Here is a 25,786-nt window from a genome sequence, read left to right as displayed (position 1 = left end):
CGTCAGTCGCCCAGCACGCGCAGGATCTCGCGCCCGTAGGCCTCGAGCTTCTTCGCGCCGACGCCGCTGATGGCGCCGAGCGCATCGAGCGAGTCGGGCATCGACTGCGCCATCTCGGCGAGCGTCGCGTCGTGGAAGACGATGTAGGCCGGCAGGTTGTGCTCTCGCGCCACCTCGGCACGCCAGTGCTTCAGTGCGTCGAAGCGCGCCGTGGCCGCGGCGTCGAGCGGGATCGGTGGCGCCTTGTCCTTGGTTCGCGCGCCGCGCGTGGTCTTGCCGGTGCCGCCGCGGCGCTTCGGCGCTTCGCTCGGCTGGCGCAGCAGCAGCTGCACGTCGCCGCGCAGCACGTCCCGGGCGGTGGCGGTCAGTTCGAGGGTGTTGTACTCGCCCTCGGTGCGCAGGTGGCCCAGCGCGATCAGCTGGCGCAGCACGACGCGCCACTGCGCCTCGCTGACGTCGGCGCCGATGCCGAAGGTGCTCAGGCTTTCGTGGCCGTTCTGTGCGACCTTGTCGGTGACCTTGCCGCGCAGCACGTCGATCAGGTGGCCGGCGCCGAAACGCTGGCCGCGGTTCTGGTGGAAGCGGTAGATGCAGGACAGCGCCTTGCGCGCCGCCTCGGTCGCATTCCAGGTGGCCGGCGGGTTCAGGCAGTTGTCGCAGGCGTTCTGGTACGCGGCGCACGCGCTGCTCTCTTCGCCGAAGTAGGCGAGCAGGCGCACGCGCCGGCAGTCGTGCGCCTCGGCCAGCGAGAGCAGCGCGTCGAGCTTGCCGCGTTGCCCGCGCTTGAACTCCTCGGCAGCCGGGCTCTCGTCGATCATGCGGCGCTGGTTGACCACGTCGGCCAGGCCGTACGCCATCCACGCGTCGGCGGGCAGGCCGTCGCGCCCGGCGCGGCCGGTCTCCTGGTAGTAGGCCTCGATGTTCTTCGGCAGGTCCATGTGGGCGACGAAGCGCACGTCCGGCTTGTCGATGCCCATGCCGAACGCGATGGTCGCGACCATCACGATCGCCTCCTCGCGCAGGAAGCGGTCCTGATGCTTGCGGCGCACGTCGGCGTCGAGCCCGGCGTGGTACGCGAGTGCGGTGAGGCCCTCGCTGCTGAGCCACGCCGCGGTCTCGTCGACCTTCTTGCGCGACTGGCAGTAGACGATGCCGGCCTCGCCCTCGTGCTCGTCCTGAATGAAGCGCAGCAGCTGCTTGCGCGCGTCGTCCTTCTCGACCACGGCGTAGCGGATGTTCGGGCGGTCGAAGCTGCTGATGAAGACGCGCGCCTCGTGCAGCGACAGGCGCTCGATGATGTCGGTACGGGTCAGGTCGTCGGCGGTCGCGGTCAGCGCGATCCGCGGCACGCCGGGGTAGCGCTCGTGCAGCACGTTGAGCGCGAGGTAGTCCTCGCGGAAGTCGTGGCCCCACTGGCTCACGCAATGCGCCTCGTCGATCGCGAAGAGGCTGAGAAGACCGCGTTCCTCCAGCGAATCGAGCTGCGCGAGCATGCGCGGCGTCGTCAGGCGCTCGGGCGCGACGTACAGCAGCACGAGCCGGCCGCCCATCATCTCGCGCTCGATGCGCTGGACCTCGTCGAGCGTCAGCGACGAGTTCAGGAACGCCGCATGCACGCCGGCTTCCTCGAGCGCGCCGACCTGGTCGTGCATCAGCGCGATCAGCGGCGAGACCACCACCGCCACGCCCTGCTCGCGGCGGTGCCGGGCGATCGCCGGCACCTGGAAGCACAGGCTCTTGCCGCCGCCCGTGGGCATCAGCACCAGCGCGTCGCCGCCGGCGATGACGTGGTCGACGATCTCGGCCTGCGCGCCGCGGAACGCGCTGTAGCCGAACACGTCGTGCAGGATGGCGTCGGGCGCGGTGGAGGCGGGTGTGGTCACGGGGCGGGGGCGCGCTAAACCCTCGATGGTACGGGAGCGGCCCCGGCTACCCGTGAAAGAGTGTCAGACGTTTGACGATTGCGCCCGCGTCGACACGACCGTCGGCAGGTGAATCAGTAGAGTGGTCGATCGATGACGGCCATCCCACCACGCCCCGGGCGCCCGCAGGTGCCCGGCCGCGGCATCCTGGCGCGGGTCTACCAGTCCGCCTTCGCCCGACCGTTCAAGTCGGTGGCGCTCGAGCACGCCTTCCGCGCCGAATGCGCGCGCCGCTTCGCCGGCCAGCGCCAGGCCATGATCGTACTCGGCGCCTTCGCCTGGGTCGTGTTCGCGTACTGGGACCGCGACACGCTGATTCGTGCGAACAGCCTGGACGCGGCATTCTGGCTCCTGCTCGGCATCCGGTTCGGGGTGTTCGTGTTCCTGATCGGGATGCTGTTCGCCACCACGGTCGGAAAGTGGTTCGAGAGCGACGAGCGCGTCGCCTCGGCAACCTGTGCGATCGGGTCGTACATCGTGTTCGCCTGCGCCTACTGGCAGATGCGGCTGGTGCCGGACGCGGATGCCGAGGCGTACTACGGCCCCGGCGTGATGGTCGTCGTCAGCTACACGCTCGCGGCTTTCCGGCTGCCGGTCAAGGCGATGACGTTGCTGCTCGTGGCCTGCCTCGTGTCGCCGACGCTGTGGATCTCGATCGAGGTGCTGTTGAGCGCAGCTGATCTGACCGGCGACCGCTACTACGTCTTCCGCTTCAGCAACATCCTCTGCGCGGCCGGGCTGCTCAGCGCCAGCCTCGGCCATCAGCTGGAGCGGTCGCAGCGCCTCACCTTCCTGCGCGAGTACGAGCTCGCACTGTCCAACGCCGCGTTCCGGCGCCAGAGCCAGGAACTGCAGCAACGCAACGAGGAAATCCGGCTGTCCAGCCAGCAGGCCGAGGAGAAGGCGTTGGCGCTGATCGACTTGAAGGAGAAGCTGCGCGCGAGCGCAGATCGGAAGAATCAGGAGAAGTCGCAGTTCCTGGCCGGGGCCGTCCACGATCTGCGCCAGCCGCTCCAGGCCATCGGCAATGCGCTGGAGCCCGCCCGGCTCTGCGTTGCGGAAGGCGACGCCGCGGCTGCGGCGCAGATGCTCGAGCTGGCGCAGCGCGCGTCGGTCCTGATGGCGGAGCAGCTGGGCGCGATGCTGGAGATGTCGCGCCTCGAATCCGGGTTCATGCGCGCGGAGATCGAGACGGTCGACCTGGTCGCGATTGCCGAAGCCGGCATCGTGCAGCTCGCGAAGGGCGCCGCGAAAGAGGGCGTGCGGCTGCGCATCGAGAAGCCCGCTGCCCGTGTCTGGGTCGAGAGCGATCGCCACTTCCTGGGCCGCATCCTGCGCAACCTGGTCGGTAACGGCGTCAAATACTGCGATCCGTCCAAGAGCCCGGGCTGCGAGGTGTGCATTCGCGTGAGCAACCTGCCGGCGTGCGTGCGACTGGAGATCGAGGACAACGGCCTGGGCATCGCGCCGGAGCACTTGGCGGACGGCGCGATCTTCAAGCCGTTCTATCAGGTGGGCAATCGGCGGCCGCAGGCGGACAAGGGCGTCGGGCTCGGCCTGTCGATCGTCAGTGCGCTGCTCGGGCTGCTGCCGGAGCACCACCTGGACATCGAGTCCGTTCCGGGCCGCGGCAGCCGGATGATCGTCACGATGCCGCACGGGTCGGCGCGGTTCGTCGCCGCCGCCGCCGACGCCGAGGCGGTCGCGGTGGCGTCGATGGTGCAGCTCGCCGGGGTGTACGTGGTGATGGTCGAGGACGACGAACTGGTCGCCACCTCGACGGCCCTGCTGCTGGAGGCGCACGGCGCCATTCACGAGACGGTAGCGTCGTTCGAGGCCTTCGAGCAGCTGCTGCCGATGCTGGAACGCACGCCCGACCTGGTCCTCTCGGACTTCCGACTGCCCAACCACCGCACGGCGATCGACGTCTGCCGCGCTGCGCGCCTGTTCGACCACCAGATGCAGATCATGGTGCTGACCGGCGAAGTCCTGTCGCCCACCATGCTGGCGGCGTTGGCGCCGGCCGCCGTGTTCTACAAGCCGCTTCCGGCCGTCGAGCTCATTCGGGCGATCGATGCGATGGTGGCGCAAGCGCCGCACGCGGCGGCGGAATCGTGATGCCGCGGCGTGCCACCTCGACGATCAGCTCGGTGCGCCGGGCCACCTTGAAGAAGCGCAGCAAGTCCGAGACGTAGTCGCGCCGCACCGTGCCCTCGCTGATGCCCAGGCGGTTGGCGATCGACTTGTTCGGCAAGCCCTGGCACACGTAGTAGAGCACCTCGCACAGGCGCGGCGTGAGGCCGAGGTCGGTGGCAGCGCCGGCGCTGCCGAGGCGGTTGCTGCCGACGATCGACGACGGCAGGTAGACGCCGCCGTTGAAGATGGTGGCGAGGGCGCGCCCGAAAACCGACTCGTCGCCCTGGCCCTTCGTGATGAAGCCGGAGGCGCCGGCGGAGATGCACTGCATCACCGTGACCGGGTCGTCCCGGCCGGACAGCATGACCACCTTGACCGGTCGGCCGGCATCGCGGATCGCGGCGAGGGTTTCGATGCCGGACATCTCGGAACGCAGGTCGATGTCGAGGAACACCACTTCGAAGTCGTGCTCGGCCATGCGCTGGATCGCCTCCTCGTGCGACCCGGCCTCGACGATGTGGCAGCGCGGCTCGGCGATGTGCAACATCATCCGGATTCCTGTTCGAACGAGCTGCTGGTCCTCGACGAGAAGAACCTTTGTCACCATGGGAGCGGTCGCCGGAGATGGTGTCGAGGGTTCTCGACGCCGAGCCGAGACCATACGCCCGCGACGCTGGCGGCGCTACCCGTCAAAGGTCGGATCGACAACCTCCACCGGTCCGCGACGCCTGCATCACCTGTCGGGTGGTCACTCCGGGACGGCGAGCGCACATTCGATTCCGAGCATCGAGGTCTGTGCTCACCGCGGTGTGCGGATGGAGACCGGAAGGGCGAGGGGCACATGGAGAAGCGACGCATGGAGGGGCCGGGCGCGTCCATCACCGGCAAGGTCGTGCTGTTGACGGTCGCCGCGACACTGCTGATTGCCGTCGTGTCGATCGCGGTGCAGGCCGTGAGCGAATACCGACGTGGCCAGCGCAGCGTCGAGTCGATGCTCGAAGGGGTCGCGAGCGAATCGTTGCCGGAGCTCCGGGCGGCGATCGGCGAGTCCCGCCATGTCGATGTCGAGAAGGCGCTGCGCCGGATCGCGGCGATGCCCAACATCGTCGGCGTGGCGCTGGTGGCCGCCGACGGCACGACCCAGGCGTCCGCCCCCAACGTGAACCCGGTCCGCGCCGGGCAGACCGAGCGGCTGCTGCGGTCGTTCCCGATCGACCGCGCGATCGACGACGACATGATCCCGAGTGCCGGCACCGGCCGGCTGCAGCTCGAAGCGTCGCTCGATGCCGTGAACCAGCGCGTGCTCGACGCGGTCGGCGTCCTGACATTGACTGAACTGCTGCGTGCCGGCCTGCTCGGGGGCCTGCTGGCGCTGGGCCTGCGCGCCTTGGTGGCGAGCCGGCTGCTGCACATCGCTCAGTACAGCGCGAGCCTCTCGATCGAGAATCTGGAGGGGGCCCTGGTGATGCCGGCACCACGCGGGCGCGGCGGCGACGAAATCGACCGGCTGGCGGAGTCGATCGACAACATGCGCATGACCTTGCGCCACGAGATCGAACGGCGTCTGACCTCCGAGTCGCAGTCCGGCCAACTGCTGATCCAGAAGCAGGCGGCGGAACTCGCCAACGAGGCCAAGAGCGACTTCCTCGCGAACATGAGCCACGAGATCCGCACCCCGATGAACGCGATCCTGGGCCTGTCGAAGCTGACGCTGGATGGCCCGCTCGACCCGCGGCAGAAGAACTACATGGAGAAGGTCCTGGCCTCGGCGCGGCTGCTGCTGCGGATCATCAACGACATCCTCGACTATTCGAAGGTCGAGGCCGGCAAGCTCGACATCGAGGCGGTGGAATTCAGCATCGAGAGCGTGTTGGAGAGCGTCGCCGACATCGTCGGCCTGCGCGCCGAGGAGAAGGGCCTGGAGCTGATCTTCGATCAGCCCGTCAGCCTGCCGCCGATCGTCATCGGCGATCCGCTGCGGCTGCGCCAGGTGCTGCTCAACCTGTGCAACAACGCGGTCAAGTTCACCGACCGCGGCGAGGTGACGATCGGCGTCTCGCAGCTGGGCCGCACGGAGACGACCACGACGCTGCGGCTGTGGGTCACGGACACCGGCGTGGGCATCGACGAATCCAAGTTCGACACCTTGTTCGAGCCGTTCACGCAGGCCCACACCCACAGCGCCCGCCGCTATGGCGGCAGCGGGCTGGGGCTTGCCATCACCAAGCAGTTGCTCGGGCTGATGAATTCCGCGATCCATGTCACCAGCCGGGTCGGTAAGGGCAGCACCTTCGAGTTCACGCTCGAACTCGGGCTGCCTCCCCAGAGCCGCCGCCTGTTGTGGTCGGACGCGTTGCCGGTCGCCGGGCGCCTGCTGGTCGTCGACGACAACGTGCCGGCCCGCCAGATGCTGGCTTCGATGGCGCGGCGCCTCGGCTTCGATGTCGAGGAGGTCGAGGGCGGGGAACGGGCGCTGATCCGGGTGGCATCGGCCGAGGCACAGAAGCGCCGCTTCGACCTGGTGCTGTTCGACTGGCACATCCCGGGCACCAACGTGCTCGCCTGCATCCAGCGCATGGCGATCGAAGTGGCCCACCCGCCGTGCGTGCTGATGGTCACCGCGTTCAGTCGCGACGAGACGCTGAAGAAGGTGCGTTCGATGCACATCAGTCTCGGCGCCGTGTTGACCAAGCCGGTCACGCCCTCCTCGCTGTTCGAGGCCTACGAGACGGCGCTGAGCGGGAGTTCGTTGCGCATGCCGCGGGTGGCGGCGCCGCCGAGCCAGATCGAGTCGTACCGCGCGCAGCTCAGCGGTCGCCGCGTGCTGCTCGCCGAAGACGACGAGCTCAGCCTGCTGCTCGCCACCGAGCTGCTGCGGCGGGTCGATATCGAGGTGCTGACGGCACGGGACGGCCGGGAGGCCATCGCCCAGCTCGAGCGCTTCAAGGTCGACGGCGTGCTGATGGATTGCCAGATGCCCGACATGGACGGTTTCGCCGCGACCCGGTCGATCCGCCAGGAGCCGCAGTGGGTCGACCTGCCGATCATCGCGATGACCGCCAACACCATGACGGGTGACCGCGAGGCCGTGCTCGCCGCCGGGATGAACGACCACATCGCGAAGCCGCTGGACTTCGATACGTTCTACCGCATCCTGCTGCTGTGGCTGACCGATTCGCGCGAGATGCCGGTCATGCCGCCGCCCCCGGCGGCGTGCCTGCCGATCGGACCGTCGCGCGCCAACTGAGCGGGCGGGTGCCCCCGCTCAGCTCGCCGCGCGATCGGGCTCGGGCGTCACCCGGCGCGCGAGCGCGCCCATCACGGCGCTGTGCAGCTCGTGCATCTCGAACGGCTTGCCGAGGCAGCCGTCGAACCCGGCCGCGCGCGCGATCATCGTGTCTCCTGCCAGCGTGTTCGCACTGACCGCGATCACCGGCAGGTGCCGGCACGCCGGATCGAGGCGGAGCCGGCGCAGGACCTCGAAGCCGTCGATGCCGGGCAGCTGGATGTCGAGCAGGATCAGATCCGGCGCCTCGTCGACCGCCATGCGCAGGCCGACTTCGGGCAGCTCGGCGCACACCATCGTCACGGCGTTCGCCGTGGGCAGGCGCGCCAGCATCGCCTCCATCAGCAGGATGTTGACCGGGTTGTCCTCGATGTAGAGCACCTTGCGCGGGCGTTGCGCGGCGGCGGGCGTGGCGGGGGCGGAGCCGGCGGCGCCGATGCCGCGCCGGCTCGACCGCGGCCGATCGGCCGCCGGCAGCGAGATCCGGAACGTGCTGCCCCGACCCACCGCGCTGTCCACCGCGATCGCGCCGCCCATCGCGCGCATCAGCACGCGGCTCAGCGCCAGGCCCAGTCCGGCGCCTTCGATCGTCGTCTTGCCGGCGTCGAGCCGCTCGAAGGCCTCGAACAAGCGGGCGCGTTGCGCCGCGCTCAGTCCGGGACCGTCGTCGACGACCTCGACCTCGACCTCGCCCGCGACCAGCGCGCAGCGGATGCGCACGCTGCCATCTCGCGCGTTGTACTTGATCGCATTCGAGATCAGGTTCAGCAGCACCTGCGTCAGGCGTGTCCGGTCGCCCAGGCCATGGACCTCCGGGGCGCCGGCGTCGAGTGCCACGAGGCGGATGCCGGCCGTGTCGGCCAGTGGCCGCAGCAGGGCCACGCACTCGTCGATCACGCCGCGCATCGGCACCGGCGCGAGCGTGATCTTCAGCTGGTCCTGCTCGGCGATCGACAGGTCGAGCAGCTCGTTGATCAGCGCGAGCAGGTGCCGCGCCCCGTGCCGGATTTCGCCGATCTGCAGGCGCTGCTTGTCGGACAGCGGCGAGTCCCGGTCGGACAGCAGCAGCTCGCCGAACCCCGCGATGGCGTTCATCGGCGTGCGCAGTTCGTGCGAGATGTTGCGCAGGAAATCGGATTTCGCGCGACTGGCACGCTCGGCCTGTTCCTTCGCGGCGATCAGCGCTTCTTCGGCCTCCTTGCGGGCGGTGATGTCCAGCGCGAACGCATAGCACTTGCGCTTGCCGGGCCGCGCATCCGCGCCCATCACCTGGGTGACCTGGAGCCAGCGCGTGGGCACGTCCGGGCCGGGGTCGTAGGCGCTTTCGACCGTCAGTTGGGCGCCGGTGGTGGCCTGGTGCATGAAGTCGAGGATGTCGGCGGCGCGCTGCGCGCTCAGGTGCGGCCGCGCCGAGCGGCCGATCAGTTCGGCACGCGGATGGCCGATCCACGCGGCCGCGCGGTCGTTGACGTAGAGATAGTTCAGCTCGTCGTCGCAGACCACCATCAGCCCCGGGAAGCCATCGAGCATCGCGCGCATTTCCCGTTCGGAATTGCGCAGCGCCTGTTGGGTACGGACGTAGGGTGTCACGTCGACATAGGTGCGCACGAAGCCGCCGTCTGCGGTCGGCATCGTGCGCACCTCCATGTAGCCGCCGGAGCGCGTGCGCCGCACGTGCTGGCCCTCCCGCGCGCCGGGCCCGGTGCCGTTGCCCAGCGACGGGTCGGCGCCCTGCGCGAGCACGGCCGGTGCGCTGAAGTCGCCGCGTTCCATCTGGAAGCGCAGGATGTCCTCGAAGCGGGCCCTGCCCTCGAACAGCGCGGCCGGCAGATCGAGCAGTTCGAACACACGCGTGTTGTGGATGTTGATCACGCCGTCCCGGTCGACGCTGATGATGCCGTGCAGCATGCTCTCCAGCGTCAGCTCGAGCGCACGCTCCTTCTCGGCCAGCGCGACGTGGGCACCGCTGCGGGACGCTCTGCGCCGCCGCTGCTGCGCCCGGGCCAGCGGGTTCGAGGGACGCGACAGGTTCGCTTTCGCGCCGCGGGCGGCTTTTGCAGGCGAGTTCAACCGGGGCCCTTGCTTGCCGACGGGCTCATCGCGCATCCGCCACGCAGACCCGGTTGCGGCCGTTGCGCTTGGCCTCGTAGACCGCGACGTCGCAGCACTTGGCCACGTCGGCGGGCGTCTGCTGGCCGCGCTGCTCGGCCACGCCGATCGAGACTGTCGCGTGCAGCAGCGGATCGACCAGCAGCGGCTGGGCGGCGACGGCTTCGCAGATGCGCCGCGCGATCGCGGCGGCTTGGCTGACCGAGGCGTCCCGCAGCAACACGGTGAACTCTTCGCCGCCGGTGCGGGCCAGCAGGTCGAAGGGGCGCAGGCAGTCGGACACCCGGCGCGAAAAGGCCTGCAGGGTCCGGTCGCCGACATCGTGGCCGAAGCGGTCGTTGATCTGCTTGAAGTGGTCGATGTCCAGCATCAGCAACGAGTAGGTGCCGCCGACCGAGCGCCGGCGCCGGTCGACCTCGAGCAGCACGCGGTCCATCTCGCGACGGTTGGCCTGCTCGGTCAGCGGATCGGTCGCCGCCTCGCGCACCACGTGTTCGAGCGACTGCTGCAACTGCGCCGAGAGTTCCGCGTTCTGCAGGCGCAGCAGGATGTTGTGGCTCATCACCCGTTCCACGCGGCGCACATACAGCATCAGGACGCCCTGGAACACCGCCACCGCCACGACCATCTGGAGCGAGCCCGGCGTGTGGAGGTGCGCGATGCCGAATGCCGCGATCGGCAGCCACATCGCGAACAGCTGCGCGCCGTATGCGGTCAGCACCAGCGCCCTTGGCGGCGCGTTGACCGCCGCCACGCCGCACAGCGTCGTCACCAGCCAGGTGTCGAGGACGCCGTCGACGCCGAAGACGAACAGCGCCAAGCTGCCCCAGGCGAGCCCGTCGAGGAAGGCCGCGACATGCAGCCAGGCGAGCTTGCGCGTCGGCGAACAGCGCTCGGAGCGCGCGTGCCAGAGCCGCTCGAGGATGAACGCGAGCACCACGGAGAAGCAGCCGATCCAGTAGAGGGTCGGGCCCACCGGTGCGCGGGTCGAGACCAGGCCCAGCACGACGAGCCAGCCGAGCGGCGTGGTGGCCTGCGTGGTGAAGACCTGTTCGATCGTGTGCTGCACCTTCTCGCGGTGCGCATGATCGAGCAGATCCTTCGAAAGGGGCGGGGCTTGCGCTGAAAGAGCCATGTCGACGCGTCTGTGAATCGAAGGGTGCGCGGGCGCTTCGGCCTCGTCAACGGACGGGCGGGCAGACATAGTCGCAGCGCCGACAATCAAGTCGACCGCGGCCTCTGCCCGACATCGAACACCGCCACCGAGGTGACGAGCTGGCGCGCATGGTCGCGCAGACTCTCGGCGGCCGCGGCGCTCTGCTCGACGAGCGCGGCATTCTGTTGCGTGGCCTGGTCCATGCTCGCGACGGCTTCGCCGACCTGACCAACGCCGGCGCTCTGCTCTGCACTGGCCGCACTGATCTCGGCGACGATGTCGCTGACACGCCGGATCGACGCGACGATCTCGCTCATCGTGGCGCCGGCCCGATCGACCAGCGTCGTGCCCTGGTGGACCCGGTCGACGCTCGACGAGATCAGATCCTTGATCTCCCTGGCCGAGTCGGCGCTGCGCTGGGCCAGGCTGCGGACCTCGTTGGCGACGACCGCGAACCCACGCCCCTGTTCTCCGGCGCGTGCCGCCTCCACGGCTGCGTTGAGCGCGAGGATGTTGGTCTGGAAGGCGATGCTGTCCATCACGCCGATGATGTCGGCGATGCGCTTGGAGCTCGCGTTGATGTCGCGCATCGTCTCGACCACCTGCCGCACCACCTCGCCGCCCTGGATCGCGACCGCGCTGGCGCCGAGCGCCAGCTGATTCGCCTGGTTGGAGTTGTCGGCGTTCTGGCGGACCGTGGCGGCGAGCTGCTCCATCGATGCGGCCGTCTGTTCCAGGGCCGAGGCCTGGCGCTCGGTGCGTTCGCTCAGGTCGACATTGCCCTGCGCGATCTGCGCGCTCGCGGTCGCGACGTGGTCCGAACTGCCGAGCACCGAGCCGACGATGCGCTGCAACGACGCCTGCATGCGCGCCATCGCTGCCATCACGCTGGTGGTGTCGCCGGGCCTCACGGCGATCGTGCCGCCGAGGTTCGAGCCGGCGATCCGGTTCGCCAGGGCGGCCACGTCGGACGGCTCGCCGCCCAGGTCGCGGTCCAGCCTGCGCACCACCAGAAGGCACAGCAGTCCGGCACAGCCCAGGCCGAGCGCGGCGGCGGCGAGCATCGCGACCCGCGCGCGCGTGTTGGCGGCGTCGCTGGCCAGTCCTGCGGTCACGGCGCCGGCATGGTTGAACGCGATCACCTTGATCAGCGACTCGGTCGCTGCGGTGTATTGATCGAGCGAGCTGCCGAACACGAGGCGGCGCGCGCCCTCGGCATCGTGCTGCTTCGACAGCGCGACCGCCTGCTCGCTGGTGGCCAGGTAGCCCTTCCACCGGGCCATGAAGCCCTCGTAGAGCCGGCGTTCCTCGACGCTGCCGATCAGCGCATGCGAGTAGGTCGTTCGCGCCTTGTCGAACTGGGCCAGCGTCTTGGCGATGCGGATCTCCACCTCGGCGCGCTCGCGGTCGTCCGTCATCAGCAAGTGGCGCAGCTCGAGCACCCGCAGGTCCGACTTCGCCACGTGCATCTGGCCCAGCGTCTCGACGCTGGGCAGCCAGTTCGCGTTGATCGCGACCGCCGATGCGCGCATGCTGCTCATGCCCCACAACGCGATGCCGGCGGTCCCGAGCAGCATGGCCCCGAGCACCGCGAAGGCGAGCGTCAGGCGCCGGCCGATCTTCATCTTGGCGAACATCTCTTTCCTTCCGGATTGAACGGTTGACTCTCGGTATCGGCGCGGGGGCGGGACAGACAAACGCCGCGAGCCCTGTTTTGTCGGGTGGCCGACATTGAAGGGAGCGCGGCCGGCAAATGTCGCCAGATTGACAAAAGGCGACGGCCCGGTGGTCCGGACACGCGCGCTGGCGGCAGCGGTCGTGTTGACGCTGCGGCAGGACCGACAGGCGGCGATCGCCCAGGACCAGGCCCGCGCCGTGAAGGTGGCCGAAGGCGTGCAACTGTTCGCCAGCGACGGGTCGGGCTTGCAGCTGCTGCCGGCGGTGTTCCTGCCGGGGCTCGACTGGTGCCTGCCGATCCGCCTGGGCGCGCAGCAGGAGTTCGTTCAGGCCGGGCAGATGGTGGCGCTGGTGCCGGTACGGCGCCTGGTCGCGACGTCCGTCAGCATCCGCGTCGTCGCCGGTGTGCATGTGATGTTCTCGACGCCGGCGGGCGTGCCGCTGTTTCGCTACTTCGAGGAGACAAGTCGGGTCGAGCCGTCGCGGTGTCGGCACCGCTGGTCGAGCAGAACTGGCTGCGCCGGTCGCCGGGCCTGATCCTTTGCCTGCTGCTCGCCGGGCTGGCGGCGATCATGTTCGGGTCGCGGCTGTACGCGGCGCGATCCGCGCTCGCGCGGAAGAATTCGATGGTGCGCCACCTGTCCGAGTCGATCGTCGCGCGCACCGCGCGCGAATCCGCTCACCGGCCTGCTCGATCGGTACGCGTTCCAGCACCGGCTGCAGCAGGCGATCGACGAGCGCCGCCAGGGCGCGCTCGGTGTCGTGACGCTGGACCTGAATCGCTTCAAGGAGGTCAACGAGTCCCTGGGCCATGCGGCCGGCGACACCATCCTGCGGGCCCTGGCCGAGGTTGACGCAGCGCTTCGGCAGCGGCGGATTCATCGCCCGCCTGGGCGGCGACCAGATCGCGCTGTGTGTCTCGCTGCCCGCGCGCGAGAACGTGATCGGAACGCTGTACGGCGACCTTGACGACACGTCGCCCAGGCGCTCACGATCAGCGGCGTGTCCTTGACGCTGACGGCCAGCGGTCGAGACGGCCGAGATCGCCGGGCTGCTGACGCGCATGGGCTGCGATGTTTCCCAGGGCTACTTCCATGCGCGGCCGATGCCGCCCGAGGAGCTCGAGGCGAAATGACTCGCGCGCGGCGGGGGCGCCGTGAGGCCCGGCGCGCCGGATCGGGCTGGAGTAAGCTTCGGCTCGAAAACAGTGTTCGGAGCGCTCCATGGCATCAGTCAACAAGGTCATCGTCCTCGGCAATCTCGGCCGTGATCCCGAGGTGCGCTATACGCCCAGCGGCGCCGCCGTCTGCAACCTGCGCATCGCGACGACGCGCAACTGGAAGAGCAAGGATTCCGGCGAGAAGATGGAAGAGACCGAGTGGCACTCGGTCGTCCTGTACGACCGCCAGGCCGAAATCGCCGGCGAGTACCTGAAGAAGGGCCGCCCGGTCTACATCGAGGGCCGCCTGAAGACCCGCAAATGGCAGGACAAGGAAGGCGTCGACCGCTACACCACCGAGATCGTGGCCGACTCGATGCAGCTGCTCGGCGGCCGTGACGACAGCGGCGGCGGTCGCGCCAGCGGCGGCGACGACGAAGGCGGCGGCTACAGCGAGCGCAGCGCCCCGGCGCGCTCGGCGCCGGCGGCTCGCCCGCAGGCGGCGCCGCAGCGTCCGGCACCGAAGTCGGCCTCGACCGGCTTCGACAACATGGACGACGACATCCCGTTCTGACGCGGCCCGCGCCGCCGCATCGTCACTTGACGCTGCGGTACTTCGCGACGTCGAGCGCCGATACCGGCGCAGCGCGATTGCCCCAATTGGTGCGCACGTGGCTCAGCAGTTGAGCCACGTCGTCATTGCTCAGCACGGTGGCATAGGGTGGCATGCCGAACGGCCGCGGGTTGCCCGCGGTGCTCGGCGGAAACCCGCCCTCCAGCACCATGTGGACCAGGTTCGCCGGCGTGCGCAGCGTGACCGCGCGACTGCCGGCCAGCGCCGGGTAGATGCCCGCCACGCCCTCGCCCTGCTCGCCATGGCATTGCACGCAGTGCTGGGCGTACAGCTTGGCGCCGGGCGTGCTCGAATCGGCCGGTGCGGCGCCGGTGGCGCTCGTCCGGGACGTCGTGGACGCGGGGCGCTGCGGCAGGGCCTTCAGGTAGGCGGCCATCGCCTGCAGGTCCGCGTCGTTCAGGTGCTGAGTGCTCCCGGCCACGACCTCGCGCATCGGGCCCATCACCGCGCCACGTGCCGAGACGCCGGACTTGAGCAACTCGACGATGTGGGCCAGGTCCCAGTCGGCCACGCCGGCTTCGTCGGGCGAATCGAGCGCCGGCGCGTACCAGTTCTGCACCGGGATCAGGCCGCCGGCCAGGTCCAGCGTGCTGGTGGTCGCGCCGAGCGCGTTCCGGCTGGCGTGGCACGCGTTGCAGTGGCCGAGGCCCTCGACAAGGTAGGCGCCACGCTGCACCGGTGTCGTGCCGGCCGCGTCGTTCGCGGACATCGGTTCGGCCGCGCGAAAGTAGAGCGCGCGCCAGACGGCGAGCGCTGCCTGCTGGTCGAACGGGAACGGCAGTTCGTGTGCCTTGTTCGCCTGCACGACCGGCGGCAGGCTCTTCAGGTACGCGTGGATCGCGTCCGAATCGGCGCGCGTCACGCGCGTGTAGTTCGGGTACGGGAACGCCGGGTAGAGCAGGCGCCCGTCGCGCGAGCGGCCGTTGTGCAGCGCGCGCCAGAACTCGTCCGGGGACCATTCGCCGATGCCGGTCGTTCCGTCGGGCGTCAGGTTGGGCGCATAGATGGTGCCGAACGGCGTCGGCACGCCGCGCCCGCCGGCATACGCGGCGCCGCCGGGTACGGTGTGGCAGCCCATGCAGTTGCCGGCTCGCGCCAGGTAGGCGCCGCGAACGACGAGTTCGGCGCTGGCGGGAGCCGACACAGCGCTGCCCAGCGGCGACTCGCCGCGCACGTTCAGCCAGGCGACCAGCCCGGCGGCGAGCGCACCGAGCACGAGTACCGCGAGCGCGGCGCGGATCAAGAGCCGGCTCATTTCGCGGGCCCGTCGGGGACGCCGCCGCACGGCATCGGCAGCGGCTCGGGCAATTGCGTCGCGGGCTTGGCGTTCGACGCCACGCGCTGCGCCCCCAGCCATTGCGACAACGCGCTGATGTCGGCCGGCGCCAGGCGCTGCGCGATCTGCGCCATGCAGTCCGGCGCGTTCGCGTGCCGGGTGCCGGTGCGCCACGCGCCGAGCTGCGCGTTCAGGTAGTCGCGCGGCATGCCGATCAGCGCCGGCACCGCAGGCGCGACACCCATCAGCGCGCTGCCGTGGCACTGCACGCAGGCGGGGATCTTCAGCGCCGCGTCGCCGCGCAGCACCAGCGCCTCGCCGCGGCTCAGCGCATCGACGCTGCCGGTCGCCGCCTGTGCGGGCGGGTAGGGAATTTCCAGGTTCGCGAAGTGCTCGGCAATCTCGCGGAGGTAGGCGTCGGACAGCGGCGCGAGCAGGTTCGTCATCAACGCGTACTGACGCCGGCCATCACGAAAGCTCACGAGCTGGTTGTACAGATAGCCCGCGGGCTTGCCGGCGATGCGCGGGTAGTAGCCGTCGCTCGCCGCGCGGCCCTGCGGCCCGTGGCAGCCGGTGCAGGCCTGCACGCGCTGCGCCATCGTGTCCTCGACCTTCGGTGCGGCGCCCGCCAGGGTGGCCGCGGCGCACATCGTCGCCGCGGCGCATCGCGCGCGCCAGCCAGCCTTCAGATTCAATTCCGCCATGGGGAGGTTGTATCAGGGTTCCGCGGCCGCCCCGGGCGATGCGTGGCGTGCCTCGTGCAGGCGCAGGTCGGGCAGGTGTGCGACGAACCACAGCGACAGCAGCGAGATCGCGGCGCTCAACCACATCACGCGTTGGAACGCCACGTCGCTGGCCGGCGCGCCATGGCCGCCGCGCGAGGCGTCGATCAGCTGTCCCAGGCCTTCGGCATCGAGCCCCTGGACGCCGGCGGGCAGGTGTTCGCGCAGCAGCAGCAACGCCACCGAGCTCAGTACCGCGATGCCGATCGCGCCCCCCAGCAGGCGGAAGAACGACGTCAGCGCCGTGACCGTGCCGAGCTGGTCGCGCGACACCGACTGCTGCGCCGTGATCAGCGTGGTAGGCATCTGCAGCCCCATGCCGGCGCCCAGCAGCACCAGCGCCGCGGTCGCGGCCCATCCGCCGGCCGACGCGAAGCCCGAAGCCGCCAGTGCGACCGGCACCAGCATCACGCCGAGGCGCTGCATCGGCAGCACGCGCCCGGTGCGCGAGAGCCAGCGGCCGCTGGCGAACGCGGCGGCGGGAATCGCGAGTGTCAGCGGCAGCAGCCGCAGTGCCGCATCGGCTGCGCTGTAGCCGGCCACCAGCTGCAGGCGCAACGGCACCAGCACCGACATCGCGATGAAGTTGAAGAAGCAGATGAACAGCAGCGCGCAGCACGCCACCACCGTGCGGTTCGCGAACAGTGCCATCGGCACGATCGCCTGCGGGTGACGGCGCTGCTGCGCGACGAACACCACCAACAGCGCCACCGCGATCGCCCAGCCGATCAGGTTCCACGCGTCGGACCAGGCCGTGCCCTGGCCGACCCGGGTGATCGGGATCAGCAGCGCGGTCAGGCCGGTCAGCAGCAGCAGCGCGCCGATGCCGTCGATGCGCGCCCGGCGCGGCGTGACCGGCAGGGCCTTCAGCGAGCGGTGCACCAGCAACAGCGCGACCAGCCCCACCGGCAGGTTGATCCAGAAGATCCAGGGCCACGACAGGTACTCGGTGAGCACGCCGCCGATGACCGGTCCCAGCATGCTCGCGACCGCCCAGACGATGCTGACGTAGCTCTGGTAGCGGCCGCGTTCGCGCAGCGGCACCACGTCCGCGATCACCGACTGCGCGGTGGCGATCAGCCCGCCGCCGCCGATGCCCTGCACCACGCGCGCGAGCACGAGCTGCGGCAGCGTCTGGGCGAGCGCGCAGGCGATCGAGGCGGTCAGGAAGATCAGGATCGCGATCGTCATCACGCGGCGCCGCCCGACCAGGTCGCTGAGCCGGCCGTACAGCGGCGTGACGACAGTGCATGCGATCAGGTAGCCCGAGATCACCCACGCCATCCACTCGAAACCGCCGAGCTGCCGCGCGATCGTCGGGACGGCGACGCTGACGATGGTCTGGTCGAGCGCCGCTAGCAGGATGGTCATCATCACCGCGGCGGTCGCGGCGCGGAACTGGCTCGGGGTCAACGGGGTGTGGGCAGCACTCAATGCGGGCGGGTCGGCGACGGCGGGGTGCCGAGCATGCCTCAAAGCGTGCGAGTGTGCTGCCGCGCCGCGCGCGCGACCCTCAGCTCTCCGCGGCCGGGTAGCCGGCGAGCTCCGCTGCCCGGGGAACGCCGGCGTCGCGCAGCCCGCGCGCCACGCCGTCGCGGTCGGCGGCGCTGCGGTTCTGGCTCACCTTCCACTTGCCGACCAGCGAGCCCAGTTCGATCTCGATGCCGACGATCGCGCGCAGCATCGACGTGACATAGTCGTCGGGCGCGTCGGTGACCGCCCACGGTTGTTCGCGCGCGGCCTCGTGTCGATCGGTCAGGCGCGTCACGAACGCGCGCAGCCACGGCGCGTCGTCGACCGCGCGCAGTCGGCCGCGGCCCTGCGCGATCACGTAGTTCCAGGTCGGCACGACCTTGCCGTGCTCGGCCTTGCTCGGGTAGAAGCCCGGCGAGATGTAGGCCTGCGGACCCTGGAACACCACCAGCGAATCGCGATCGGTGCGCGCTTCGCGCCACACCGGGTTCGCGCGCGCGACGTGCGCGCGCAGGATGCCGGGGCCGCCGGCCGGGTCGGCATCGAGCACGAACGGCACCGTGTTCGCGGCCAGCTCGCCGGCCGCGTCCTGCGTCACCAGCAGGCCGAGCGGATGCTCGCGGAGCAGGGCGTGCAGCACCTCGGGGCGCTTCTCTTCGAAATGGGCGGGCAGGTACATGGCGGGTCGGGTGAAGGGAACGCGAGGCCGGTCAGTCTCGCATCACGGACGCGCCTTTTCACGCGCGATCCAGTCGTCGATCTGCTGCTCGAGCGCGCCCAGCGGCATCGCGCCATTGTCGAGCACGGCCATGTGGAAGCGTCGGATGTCGAAGCGCGCGCCGAGCGCGGCGCGCGCGCGGTCGCGCAGCTCGATGATCTTCAGCTGCCCGATCATGTAGCTCAGCGCCTGGCCCGGCCAGACGTAGTAGCGGTCGACCTGCGGCTCGATGAACTCGCGCGCCATGCCGGTGCGCTCGGTCATCCACTCGATGGCCTGCGTGCGCTGCCAGCCGAACGCGTGGATGCCGGTGTCGACGACCAGCCGCGCCGCGCGCAGGCTTTGCCATTGCAGGTGGCCGAAGCGGGTGTACGGCGTCTTGTACAGACCGAGTTCCGGGCCCAGCGTCTCGGCGTACAGCGCCCAGCCTTCGCCGTACGCGGTGTAGCCGCCGCCGCGGCGGAACCGCGGCAGGTCCGTGAGCTCGCGCGCCCGGGCCGTCTGCAGGTGGTGGCCGGGCACGGCCTCGTGCGCGAAAAGCGTCTCCATGTTCCAGATCGGCCGCTGCGCGATCGCGACGACGTTGGCGTTGAACCACCCGGCCCCGCTGCCGTCGCGCGGCGGGCCGGAGTAGTTCTCGGACTTGCCGATGCCTTCGTGCGCCGGGATGGCGCGCACGCCGTAGGGGGTGCGCGGCAGCTCGGCGAACAGCTTGGGCAGCTCGGGGTCGACGCGCTTGGCGATGTCGCGGTAGCCGGCCAGCAGCGCCTCGGGGTCGGTGTAGAAGAAGCGCGGATCGGTGTTGAGGAAGTGGACGAATTCCGCGAAGCTGCCCGCGAAGCCGGCGGCCCGCATCTGCGCCTCCATCTCCCCGCGCAGGCGCGCGACTTCACGCAGCCCGATCTCGTGCACCTGCGCCGCACCCAGGTCGGTGGTGGTGTGCTGGCGGACGAGGTAGTCGTATGCGGCCGCGCCGCTCGGGCGCGTGCTCATCGCGCCGTTCTCGCGGGTGTGCGGCAGGTACTCGTCGACGATGAACGTGCGCAGGCGGCGCATCGCCGGGTACACGTGGGCGCGCAGCGCCGCGGCGCCGTCGGCGGCCAACGCGGTGCGCGTGTCGGGCGGGATGCCCATTCCCAGCCGCGTGAACGGCTCGTACAGCGGGCTGCGGGTCACGTCGTCCGGCAACTGGCCGTCGATCTGCGCCGGCACCTGCTGCATCGACGCCCGCGCCGCCACCCATCCCATCGCAATGCCGTCGCGCAGGCGGGCGATGACCTGATCGACCCGGCTCGGGAACTGCGCCAGCCGGGCCAGCATGTTGCGCACGTCGGCCTCGGTGGCGACCGGGCTGACGCGCAGCAGGCTGGCGAGGTCGTTGTGCAGGCCGCCCTCTCCGTCGAGCACCAGCGTGTTCAGGCCGGCGAATTTCTCGCCGTCGAGCCACTCTTGCGTGCCCTGGACCATGATGTCGCGCGAAACGCGGTCGGCCGGCGCGAGCTGCTCGCGGTCGATGCCGCGCAGCGTCGCGAGACGCTCGCGGGCATGGGCGTAGCGCTTCTCATCGGCGGCGCGCGAGCGGTCGGTGAGCTGTGCGCCGTAGCGGTGGTCGCCGGTGTAGGTGGCGCGCTCGGGGTCGTCGCGCATCTCCCATTCCCACTCGGCGTCGAACAGTGCATGCAGACGCTGCGTGGCCTGGGCGTCGGTCTCGGCGCGGACCGGGCCGGCGGCGCCGGCGATGCAGCAGAGCGCCAGCACGAGCATTCGCCATCGGACCATCGGTGGTTTCCTTTCCGTTCAGGACGAACCCGAGATCACCCCGCCACCGAGGCACACCTCGCCGTCGTACAGCACGGCCGACTGGCCCGGGGTGACGGCCCACTGCGGCCGATCGAAACGCAGGTCGAACCCGCCGGCGCCGGCCGCGGTGAACGTGCACGTCGCGTCCTGCTGGCGGTAGCGGGTCTTCGCGGTGAGTGCGTCGGTCCGCGGCGCGTAGCCGGCGATCCAGCTGGTGTCGTCGGCGCTCAGGCGCTGGGCCAGCAGCCACGGGTGGTCGTGGCCTTGCACGATGTAGAGCGTGTTGGCGGCCATGTCCTTGCGGGCGACGAACCAGGGGTCGTGGTCTCCCCCGCCCCGCGGGGCACCGCGCTCCTTCAGCCCGCCGATGCCGATGCCCTTGCGCTGGCCGAGCGTGTAGAAGCTCAGCCCCACGTGCTCGGCGATCGTGCGGCCGCGGTCGTCCTTGATCGGCCCGGGCGTGTTCGCGAGGTAGCGGTTCAGGAATTCGCGGAACGGCCGTTCACCGATGAAGCAGATGCCGGTCGAGTCCTTCTTCTTCGCATTCGGCAGGCCGATCTCGGCGGCGATGCGGCGCACCTCGGTCTTCGGCAGTTCGCCGACCGGGAACAGCGTCTTCGCCAGCTGCGCCTGCGTGAGGCGGTGCAGGAAGTAGCTCTGGTCCTTCAGCGGATCGAGACCCTTGAGCAGTTCGAACTCGCCCGCTTTCTCGCGGACCCGGGCGTAATGACCCGTCGCGATCTTCTCGGCGCCCAGGCGCATCGCGTGGTCGAGGAAGGCCTTGAACTTGATCTCGGCGTTGCAAAGCACGTCGGGGTTCGGCGTGCGGCCGGCCTCGTACTCGCGCAGGAACTCGGCGAACACGCGGGCCTTGTAGTCGGCGGCGAAGTTGACGTGCTCGATCTCGATGCCGAGCACGTCCGCCACGGCGGCGGCGTCGACGAAATCGATGTTCGACGAGCAGTATTCGCTGTCGTCGTCATCCTCCCAGTTCTTCATGAAGATGCCGATGACCTCGTGGCCCTGCTGCTTGAGCAGGTGCGCGGTGACGGCCGAATCGACGCCGCCCGACAGGCCGACGACGACACGCTGGGGTTTCATCCCTGCGATTTTAGGTGACGGGACCCCTCGGCCGATGGGTACATCGTCCGATCCCCCGAGGGGATGCGGGCCCGGCTTGGGGCGGCCCGGCGCTCAGGCCATGTCGCCCCTGCGACGTATACGCCCAAGGGCTTGGCCGTAAAATTCGGTCGCCGGCCGCAAGGTCGGCACACGTCTTCAGGGCGGGGCGGAATTCCCCACCGGCGGTAAATCACGCAAGTGATGAAGCCCGCGAGCGCTCCCCACCTCCCGGTGGAGAGGTCAGCAGATCTGGTGCGATACCAGGGCCGACGGTCACAGTCCGGATGAAAGAAGATGTGCTCACGCAGTGCGGCTGCGCCGTCCCCCGGCGTGGCTGCGCCGTGTTTGCGCGCCCTGGAATGTTTTTCGTTCAAACGAGGAGCGTTTCAACCATGTCCAACCTCTCTGCCACCCACCGCCCCCTGCCGCCTCGACTGAGGATCGCGCTGGATGCCATCCGCCACGGCCGCGCCGTGGTCCTGCTCGACGACGACGATCGTGAGAACGAGGGCGACCTGATCGTCGCCGCCGAGCGCATCACCGTGCCGATGATGGCCACGATGATCCGCGAGTGCTCGGGCATCGTCTGCCTGTGCATGGCCGATGCCGAACTGCAGCGCCTGGCCTTGCCGCCGATGGTCGCGAACAACGGCAGCCGCTACGGCACCGCGTTCACGGTCTCGATCGAGGCGCGCGACGGCGTGACGACCGGCGTCAGTGCCGCCGACCGCGTCACGACGATCCGCACCGCGATCGCGGCGGGCGCGCAAGCGTCCGATCTCGTCAGCCCCGGCCACGTGTTCCCGCTGCGCGCCGCGCCCGGCGGCGTGCTCGAACGCCGCGGTCATACCGAGGGCGCGGTCGAGCTGGCGCACCTAGCCGGTTTGCAGCGGGCCGCGGTGCTGTGCGAGTTGATGAACGAGGACGGCAGCATGATGCGCGGCGACGAACTCGTCGCGTTCTCGCGCCTGCATGGCTACCCGATGCTGACGATCGCGGAGCTGGTCGCGTACCGGCGCGAGATCGAGGACACGCCGGTCAGCGCTTGATCTCGGGGTCGTAGACCGTCCGGTCGGTGGTGATCGCGTCGAGCGGGAGCCGCCGGCCGGCCAGGTAGTCCTCGACGCAGCCCAGCACGTGCGGGCTGCGGTGGCGCGCGCGGCTCGCGCGCAGCTGCTCGAGCGTCATCCAGACCGTGCGGACGATCCCGTCGTCGAGGCGGCGCGCCGGGTCGGGCGCGCCGACGCGGCCGCCGAAGGCGAAGCGGACGAAGGTCACGTCCTCGTCGCGCGCCGGGCGCTTGAAGCGCGACAGGTAGATGCCGATCAGGCGGTCGGGCGTGAACACGCAGCCCGTCTCCTCCAGCACCTCGCGGATCACGCCCTCCTGGGGCGACTCTTCGGGATCGAGGTGGCCGGCCGGATTGTTGAGCTTCAAACCCTCGGGCGTGTGCTCCTCGACCAACAGGAACTGCGGCGTGTCGCCGACGCGTCGCTCGATGATCGCGGCAACGGTGACACTCGGTTTCCAGCGGTCGGCCATGCGGCCATCTTAGCCACGCCTGAGAGTTGTGTAAGCTCCGCCAAAATCCAGAAGTCCAAGCGCCTGAGGAGGCACCCATGTTGATAGGAGTTCCGCTGGAGACGGCGGTCGGTGAAACGCGCGTGGCCGTCACGCCCGAAACGGCGAAGAAGCTGGTCGCGCAGGGCCACACGATCCGGGTGCAATCGGGCGCGGGGGTCGCCGCCAGCGTCACCGACGCCGCGTACGAGGCGGCCGGCGCCGAGATCACCGACGCCAGCGGCGCGTTCGGCTGCGACCTGGTGCTGAAAGTGCGCGCGCCGCTGCACAGCGAGCTGTCGCAGATGAAGACCGGCGCGAACCTGGTCGGCATGCTGAACCCGTTCGACAGCGACGGCCTGCACCGGCTGGCCGGCGCGGGCATCACCAGCTTCGCACTCGAGGCCGCGCCGCGCACCACGCGGGCGCAGAGCATGGACGTGCTGAGCTCGCAGGCCAACATCGCCGGCTACAAGGCCGTGATGATCGCGGCCGACAAGTACCAGCGCTTCTTTCCGATGCTGATGACCGCGGCCGGCACCGTGAAGGCCGCGCGCGTCGTGATCCTGGGCGTCGGCGTCGCGGGTCTGCAGGCGATCGCCACCGCCAAGCGCCTCGGCGCGGTGATCGAGGCCAGCGACGTGCGCCCGTCGGTGAAGGAGCAGGTCGAATCGCTCGGCGGCAAGTTCATCGAGGTCTCCTACGACACGCCCGAGGAGAAGGAAGCCGCCGAAGGCGTGGGCGGCTACGCCAAGCCGATGCCGCCGAGCTGGCTCGCGCGCCAGCAGGTCGAGGTCGCCAAGCGCGTGGCCGCGGCCGACATCGTGATCAGCACCGCGCTGATCCCGGGCCGCGCGGCGCCGACGCTGATCACCGAAGAGATGGTCAAGTCGATGAAGCCGGGCTCGGTGATCGTCGACATCGCCGCCGGCAAAGGCCCCGATCTGGCCGGTGGCCTGACCGGCGGCAACTGCCCGCTCAGCGAGGCCGACAAGACGGTCGTCAAGCACGGCGTCACGATCGTCGGCGAGACCAACCTGCCGGCCCTGGTGGCGGCCGACGCGAGCGCGCTGTACGCGCGCAACGTGCTCGACTTCCTCAAGCTCGTGCTGCCCAAGGACGGCGGCTTCGTCGTGCCGATGGACGACGACATCGTCGCCGCCTGCCTGATGACCCAGGCCGGTGAAGTGAAGCGGAAATAGGAAAGCGGACCATGGAACACGAAATCGTTTCCCACACGATCACCAACCTGATCATCTTCGTGCTCGCCATCTACGTCGGCTACCACGTCGTCTGGACCGTCACGCCTGCGCTGCACACGCCGCTGATGGCCGTGACCAACGCGATCTCGGCGATCGTGATCGTCGGCGCGATGCTCGCCGCCGCGCTGACCGAAGGCGGCGTCGGCAAGGTCTTCGGCGTGCTCGCGGTCGCGCTCGCGGCGGTCAACGTGTTCGGCGGCTTCCTGGTGACGCGGCGAATGCTGGAGATGTTCAAGAAGAAGGACAAGAAGGTCGTCGTGAAGGAGGTCTCCAAGTGAGCATGAACCTCGTCACGCTGATGTACCTGATCGCCAGCGTCTGCTTCATCCAGGCCCTGAAAGGCCTGAGCCACCCGACCACCTCGATCCGCGGCAACGTCTTCGGCATGACCGGCATGGCGATCGCGGTCGTGACCACCGCGGCGCTGATCTTCAAGCTCGCCGGCGAGGCCGGGCACAGCGGCGTGGCCGGCCTGGCGTGGGTACTGATCGGCCTGCTCGCCGGTGGCGCGCTCGGCGCCTACATGGCGCAGAAGGTCGAGATGACCAAGATGCCCGAGCTGGTCGCGTTCATGCACAGCATGATCGGCATGGCGGCGGTGTTCATCGCGATCTCGGCAGTGGCCGAGCCGCACGCGTTCGCGATCGTCGCCAAGGCGCTCGACCCGATCCCGGCCGGCAACCGCCTCGAGCTCGCGCTCGGTGCCGCCATCGGCGCGATCACCTTCAGCGGCTCGGTGATCGCGTTCGGCAAGCTCAGCGGCAAGTACAAGTTCCGCCTGTTCCAGGGCGCGCCGGTGCAGTTCCCGGGGCAGCACATCCTCAACCTGGTGCTGGGCCTGGCGCTGCTGTTCTTCATCTACGGCTTCGTCGACAGCCAGAGCTGGACCGATTTCATCGTGCTGCTGGCGATCGCCTTCGTGCTCGGCGTGCTGATCATCATCCCGATCGGCGGCGCCGACATGCCGGTGGTCGTCTCGATGCTCAACAGCTACTCCGGCTGGGCCGCGGCCGGCATCGGCTTCTCGCTGAACAACGCGATGCTGATCATCGCGGGCTCGCTGGTGGGCAGTTCGGGCGCGATCCTGAGCTACATCATGTGCAAGGCGATGAACCGCTCGTTCTTCAACGTGATCCTGGGCGGCTTCGGCGGCGAGGCGGCGACCGCCGGCGGCGGCAAGGCCGAGCAGCGCCCGGTCAAGAGCGGCAGCGCCGACGACGCGGCCTTCGTGCTCGGCAACGCCGAGACGGTGGTGATCGTGCCGGGCTACGGCCTAGCGGTGGCGCGCGCGCAGCACGCGGTGAAGGAACTCGCGGCCAAGCTGACCGAGAAGGGCGTGACCGTGAAGTACGCGATCCACCCGGTCGCGGGCCGCATGCCGGGCCACATGAACGTGCTGCTGGCCGAGGCCGAGGTGCCGTACGACCAGGTCTTCGAGATGGAGGACATCAACGGCGAGTTCGGCCAGGCCGACGTGGCGATCATCCTCGGCGCCAACGACGTGGTGAACCCGGCCGCGCACACCAAGGGCAGCCCGATCTATGGCATGCCGATCCTGGAGGCCTACAAGGCCAAAACCATCATCGTCAACAAGCGCTCGATGGCCGCCGGCTACGCCGGCCTGGACAACGAACTGTTCTACATGGACAAGACGATGATGGTGTTCGGCGACGCCAAGAAGGTCGTCGAGGACATGGTCAAGGCCATCGAGTAA

At 69.7% G+C, this 25,786-nt stretch carries 21 protein-coding genes and 1 riboswitch; of the genes, 9 read left to right on the top strand and 12 right to left on the bottom strand.

The annotated features are described in order from the left end of the window. Positions 1-2 precede the first annotated feature (2 nt). On the bottom strand, positions 3-1,883 hold the full coding sequence (gene recQ, locus ACWH49_RS09515) for a DNA helicase RecQ (protein WP_448171244.1): 1,881 nt from the start codon (positions 1,881-1,883) through the stop codon (positions 3-5). Positions 1,884-2,015: 132 nt separating this feature from the next. Between recQ and ACWH49_RS09510 the strand changes: the two genes are divergently transcribed. Then, on the top strand, positions 2,016-4,040 hold the full coding sequence (locus ACWH49_RS09510) for an ATP-binding protein (protein WP_448171243.1): 2,025 nt from the start codon (positions 2,016-2,018) through the stop codon (positions 4,038-4,040). Here ACWH49_RS09510 and ACWH49_RS09505 read toward each other — a convergent pair. Then, positions 3,982-4,665, bottom strand: coding sequence for a response regulator (locus tag ACWH49_RS09505; protein ID WP_448171242.1), 684 nt, complete (start codon positions 4,663-4,665; stop codon positions 3,982-3,984). The two genes, ACWH49_RS09510 and ACWH49_RS09505, sit on opposite strands and share 59 nt — an antisense overlap. A 234-nt stretch (positions 4,666-4,899) precedes the next feature. Here ACWH49_RS09505 and ACWH49_RS09500 point away from each other — a divergent pair, with 234 nt between their 5' ends. Next, positions 4,900-7,305 (top strand): response regulator, encoded by a 2,406-nt coding sequence (locus ACWH49_RS09500; RefSeq protein WP_448171241.1) that lies wholly within the window; start codon positions 4,900-4,902, stop codon positions 7,303-7,305. An 18-nt stretch (positions 7,306-7,323) separates the two neighbouring features. Here the strand turns inward: ACWH49_RS09500 and ACWH49_RS09495 are convergent, their stop codons facing one another. From ACWH49_RS09495 to ACWH49_RS09485, 3 genes are all read right to left on the bottom strand, one after another. Beyond that, the gene (locus tag ACWH49_RS09495; RefSeq protein ID WP_448171240.1) at positions 7,324-9,414 is read right to left on the bottom strand and encodes an ATP-binding protein; all 2,091 of its coding nucleotides are present in this window, start codon (positions 9,412-9,414) and stop codon (positions 7,324-7,326) included. 25 nt (positions 9,415-9,439) lie between these two features. Then, positions 9,440-10,588 carry a diguanylate cyclase gene (locus ACWH49_RS09490; protein ID WP_448171239.1) on the bottom strand — a complete coding sequence of 383 codons (1,149 nt, stop codon included), beginning with the start codon at positions 10,586-10,588 and terminating at the stop codon, positions 9,440-9,442. Between the two features lie 86 nt (positions 10,589-10,674). Continuing rightward, on the bottom strand, positions 10,675-12,246 hold the full coding sequence (locus tag ACWH49_RS09485; protein ID WP_448171238.1) for a methyl-accepting chemotaxis protein: 1,572 nt from the start codon (positions 12,244-12,246) through the stop codon (positions 10,675-10,677). 148 nt (positions 12,247-12,394) lie between these two features. Here ACWH49_RS09485 and ACWH49_RS09480 point away from each other — a divergent pair, with 148 nt between their 5' ends. From ACWH49_RS09480 to ACWH49_RS09470, 3 genes are all read left to right on the top strand, one after another. Beyond that, positions 12,395-12,823, top strand: coding sequence for a hypothetical protein (locus ACWH49_RS09480; protein ID WP_448171237.1), 429 nt, complete (start codon positions 12,395-12,397; stop codon positions 12,821-12,823). An 84-nt stretch (positions 12,824-12,907) separates the two neighbouring features. Continuing rightward, the gene (locus tag ACWH49_RS09475; RefSeq protein WP_448174334.1) at positions 12,908-13,255 is read left to right on the top strand and encodes a diguanylate cyclase domain-containing protein; all 348 of its coding nucleotides are present in this window, start codon (positions 12,908-12,910) and stop codon (positions 13,253-13,255) included. A 254-nt stretch (positions 13,256-13,509) separates the two neighbouring features. Beyond that, entirely contained in the window at positions 13,510-14,019 is a 510-nt protein-coding gene (locus tag ACWH49_RS09470; RefSeq protein WP_056466777.1) for a single-stranded DNA-binding protein, read from the top strand. A gap of 22 nt (positions 14,020-14,041) precedes the next feature. On the opposite strand, the gene ACWH49_RS09465 is transcribed toward ACWH49_RS09470, so the two are convergent. From ACWH49_RS09465 to mnmA, 6 genes are all read right to left on the bottom strand, one after another. Continuing rightward, positions 14,042-15,334, bottom strand: coding sequence for a c-type cytochrome (locus ACWH49_RS09465; RefSeq protein WP_448171236.1), 1,293 nt, complete (start codon positions 15,332-15,334; stop codon positions 14,042-14,044). After that, positions 15,331-16,059: a c-type cytochrome gene (locus tag ACWH49_RS09460; RefSeq protein ID WP_448171235.1), complete on the bottom strand. Its 729-nt coding sequence runs from the start codon at positions 16,057-16,059 to the stop codon at positions 15,331-15,333. Before ACWH49_RS09460 ends, ACWH49_RS09465 begins: the two co-directional genes overlap by 4 nt. Positions 16,060-16,071: 12 nt before the next feature. Beyond that, on the bottom strand, positions 16,072-17,550 hold the full coding sequence (locus ACWH49_RS09455) for an MDR family MFS transporter (RefSeq protein WP_448171234.1): 1,479 nt from the start codon (positions 17,548-17,550) through the stop codon (positions 16,072-16,074). Positions 17,551-17,650: 100 nt separating this feature from the next. After that, positions 17,651-18,289, bottom strand: coding sequence for an FMN-binding negative transcriptional regulator (locus ACWH49_RS09450; RefSeq protein ID WP_448171233.1), 639 nt, complete (start codon positions 18,287-18,289; stop codon positions 17,651-17,653). 42 nt (positions 18,290-18,331) lie between these two features. Next, positions 18,332-20,107, bottom strand: a complete 1,776-nt coding sequence (locus tag ACWH49_RS09445) for a DUF885 domain-containing protein (protein ID WP_448171232.1) — start codon at positions 20,105-20,107, stop codon at positions 18,332-18,334. Positions 20,108-20,125: 18 nt separating this feature from the next. Beyond that, a complete protein-coding gene (mnmA, locus tag ACWH49_RS09440) occupies positions 20,126-21,229 on the bottom strand; it encodes a tRNA 2-thiouridine(34) synthase MnmA (RefSeq protein ID WP_448171231.1) in 1,104 nt (367 codons plus the stop codon). Between the two features lie 169 nt (positions 21,230-21,398). Continuing rightward, positions 21,399-21,550, top strand: a riboswitch (FMN riboswitch). Between the two features lie 92 nt (positions 21,551-21,642). On the opposite strand from mnmA, the gene ribB reads away from it, so the two are divergent. Beyond that, positions 21,643-22,299, top strand: coding sequence for a 3,4-dihydroxy-2-butanone-4-phosphate synthase (gene ribB, locus ACWH49_RS09435; RefSeq protein ID WP_448171230.1), 657 nt, complete (start codon positions 21,643-21,645; stop codon positions 22,297-22,299). On the opposite strand, the gene ACWH49_RS09430 is transcribed toward ribB, so the two are convergent. Next, the gene (locus ACWH49_RS09430) at positions 22,289-22,792 is read right to left on the bottom strand and encodes an NUDIX hydrolase (protein ID WP_448171229.1); all 504 of its coding nucleotides are present in this window, start codon (positions 22,790-22,792) and stop codon (positions 22,289-22,291) included. The two genes, ribB and ACWH49_RS09430, sit on opposite strands and share 11 nt — an antisense overlap. Before the next feature lie 77 nt (positions 22,793-22,869). Here ACWH49_RS09430 and ACWH49_RS09425 point away from each other — a divergent pair, with 77 nt between their 5' ends. Genes ACWH49_RS09425 through ACWH49_RS09415 form a run of 3 tightly spaced genes read left to right on the top strand, consistent with a single transcriptional unit; the run spans position 22,870 to position 25,786 of the window. Next, positions 22,870-24,012: a Re/Si-specific NAD(P)(+) transhydrogenase subunit alpha gene (locus ACWH49_RS09425; RefSeq protein ID WP_448171228.1), complete on the top strand. Its 1,143-nt coding sequence runs from the start codon at positions 22,870-22,872 to the stop codon at positions 24,010-24,012. 11 nt (positions 24,013-24,023) lie between these two features. Then, positions 24,024-24,350: an NAD(P) transhydrogenase subunit alpha gene (locus ACWH49_RS09420; protein ID WP_448171227.1), complete on the top strand. Its 327-nt coding sequence runs from the start codon at positions 24,024-24,026 to the stop codon at positions 24,348-24,350. Continuing rightward, on the top strand, positions 24,347-25,786 hold the full coding sequence (locus tag ACWH49_RS09415; protein ID WP_448171226.1) for an NAD(P)(+) transhydrogenase (Re/Si-specific) subunit beta: 1,440 nt from the start codon (positions 24,347-24,349) through the stop codon (positions 25,784-25,786). Before ACWH49_RS09420 ends, ACWH49_RS09415 begins: the two co-directional genes overlap by 4 nt.

Source organism: Rhizobacter fulvus (assembly GCF_964020785.1).
This window is presented reverse-complemented; position numbering and strand designations above follow the sequence as displayed.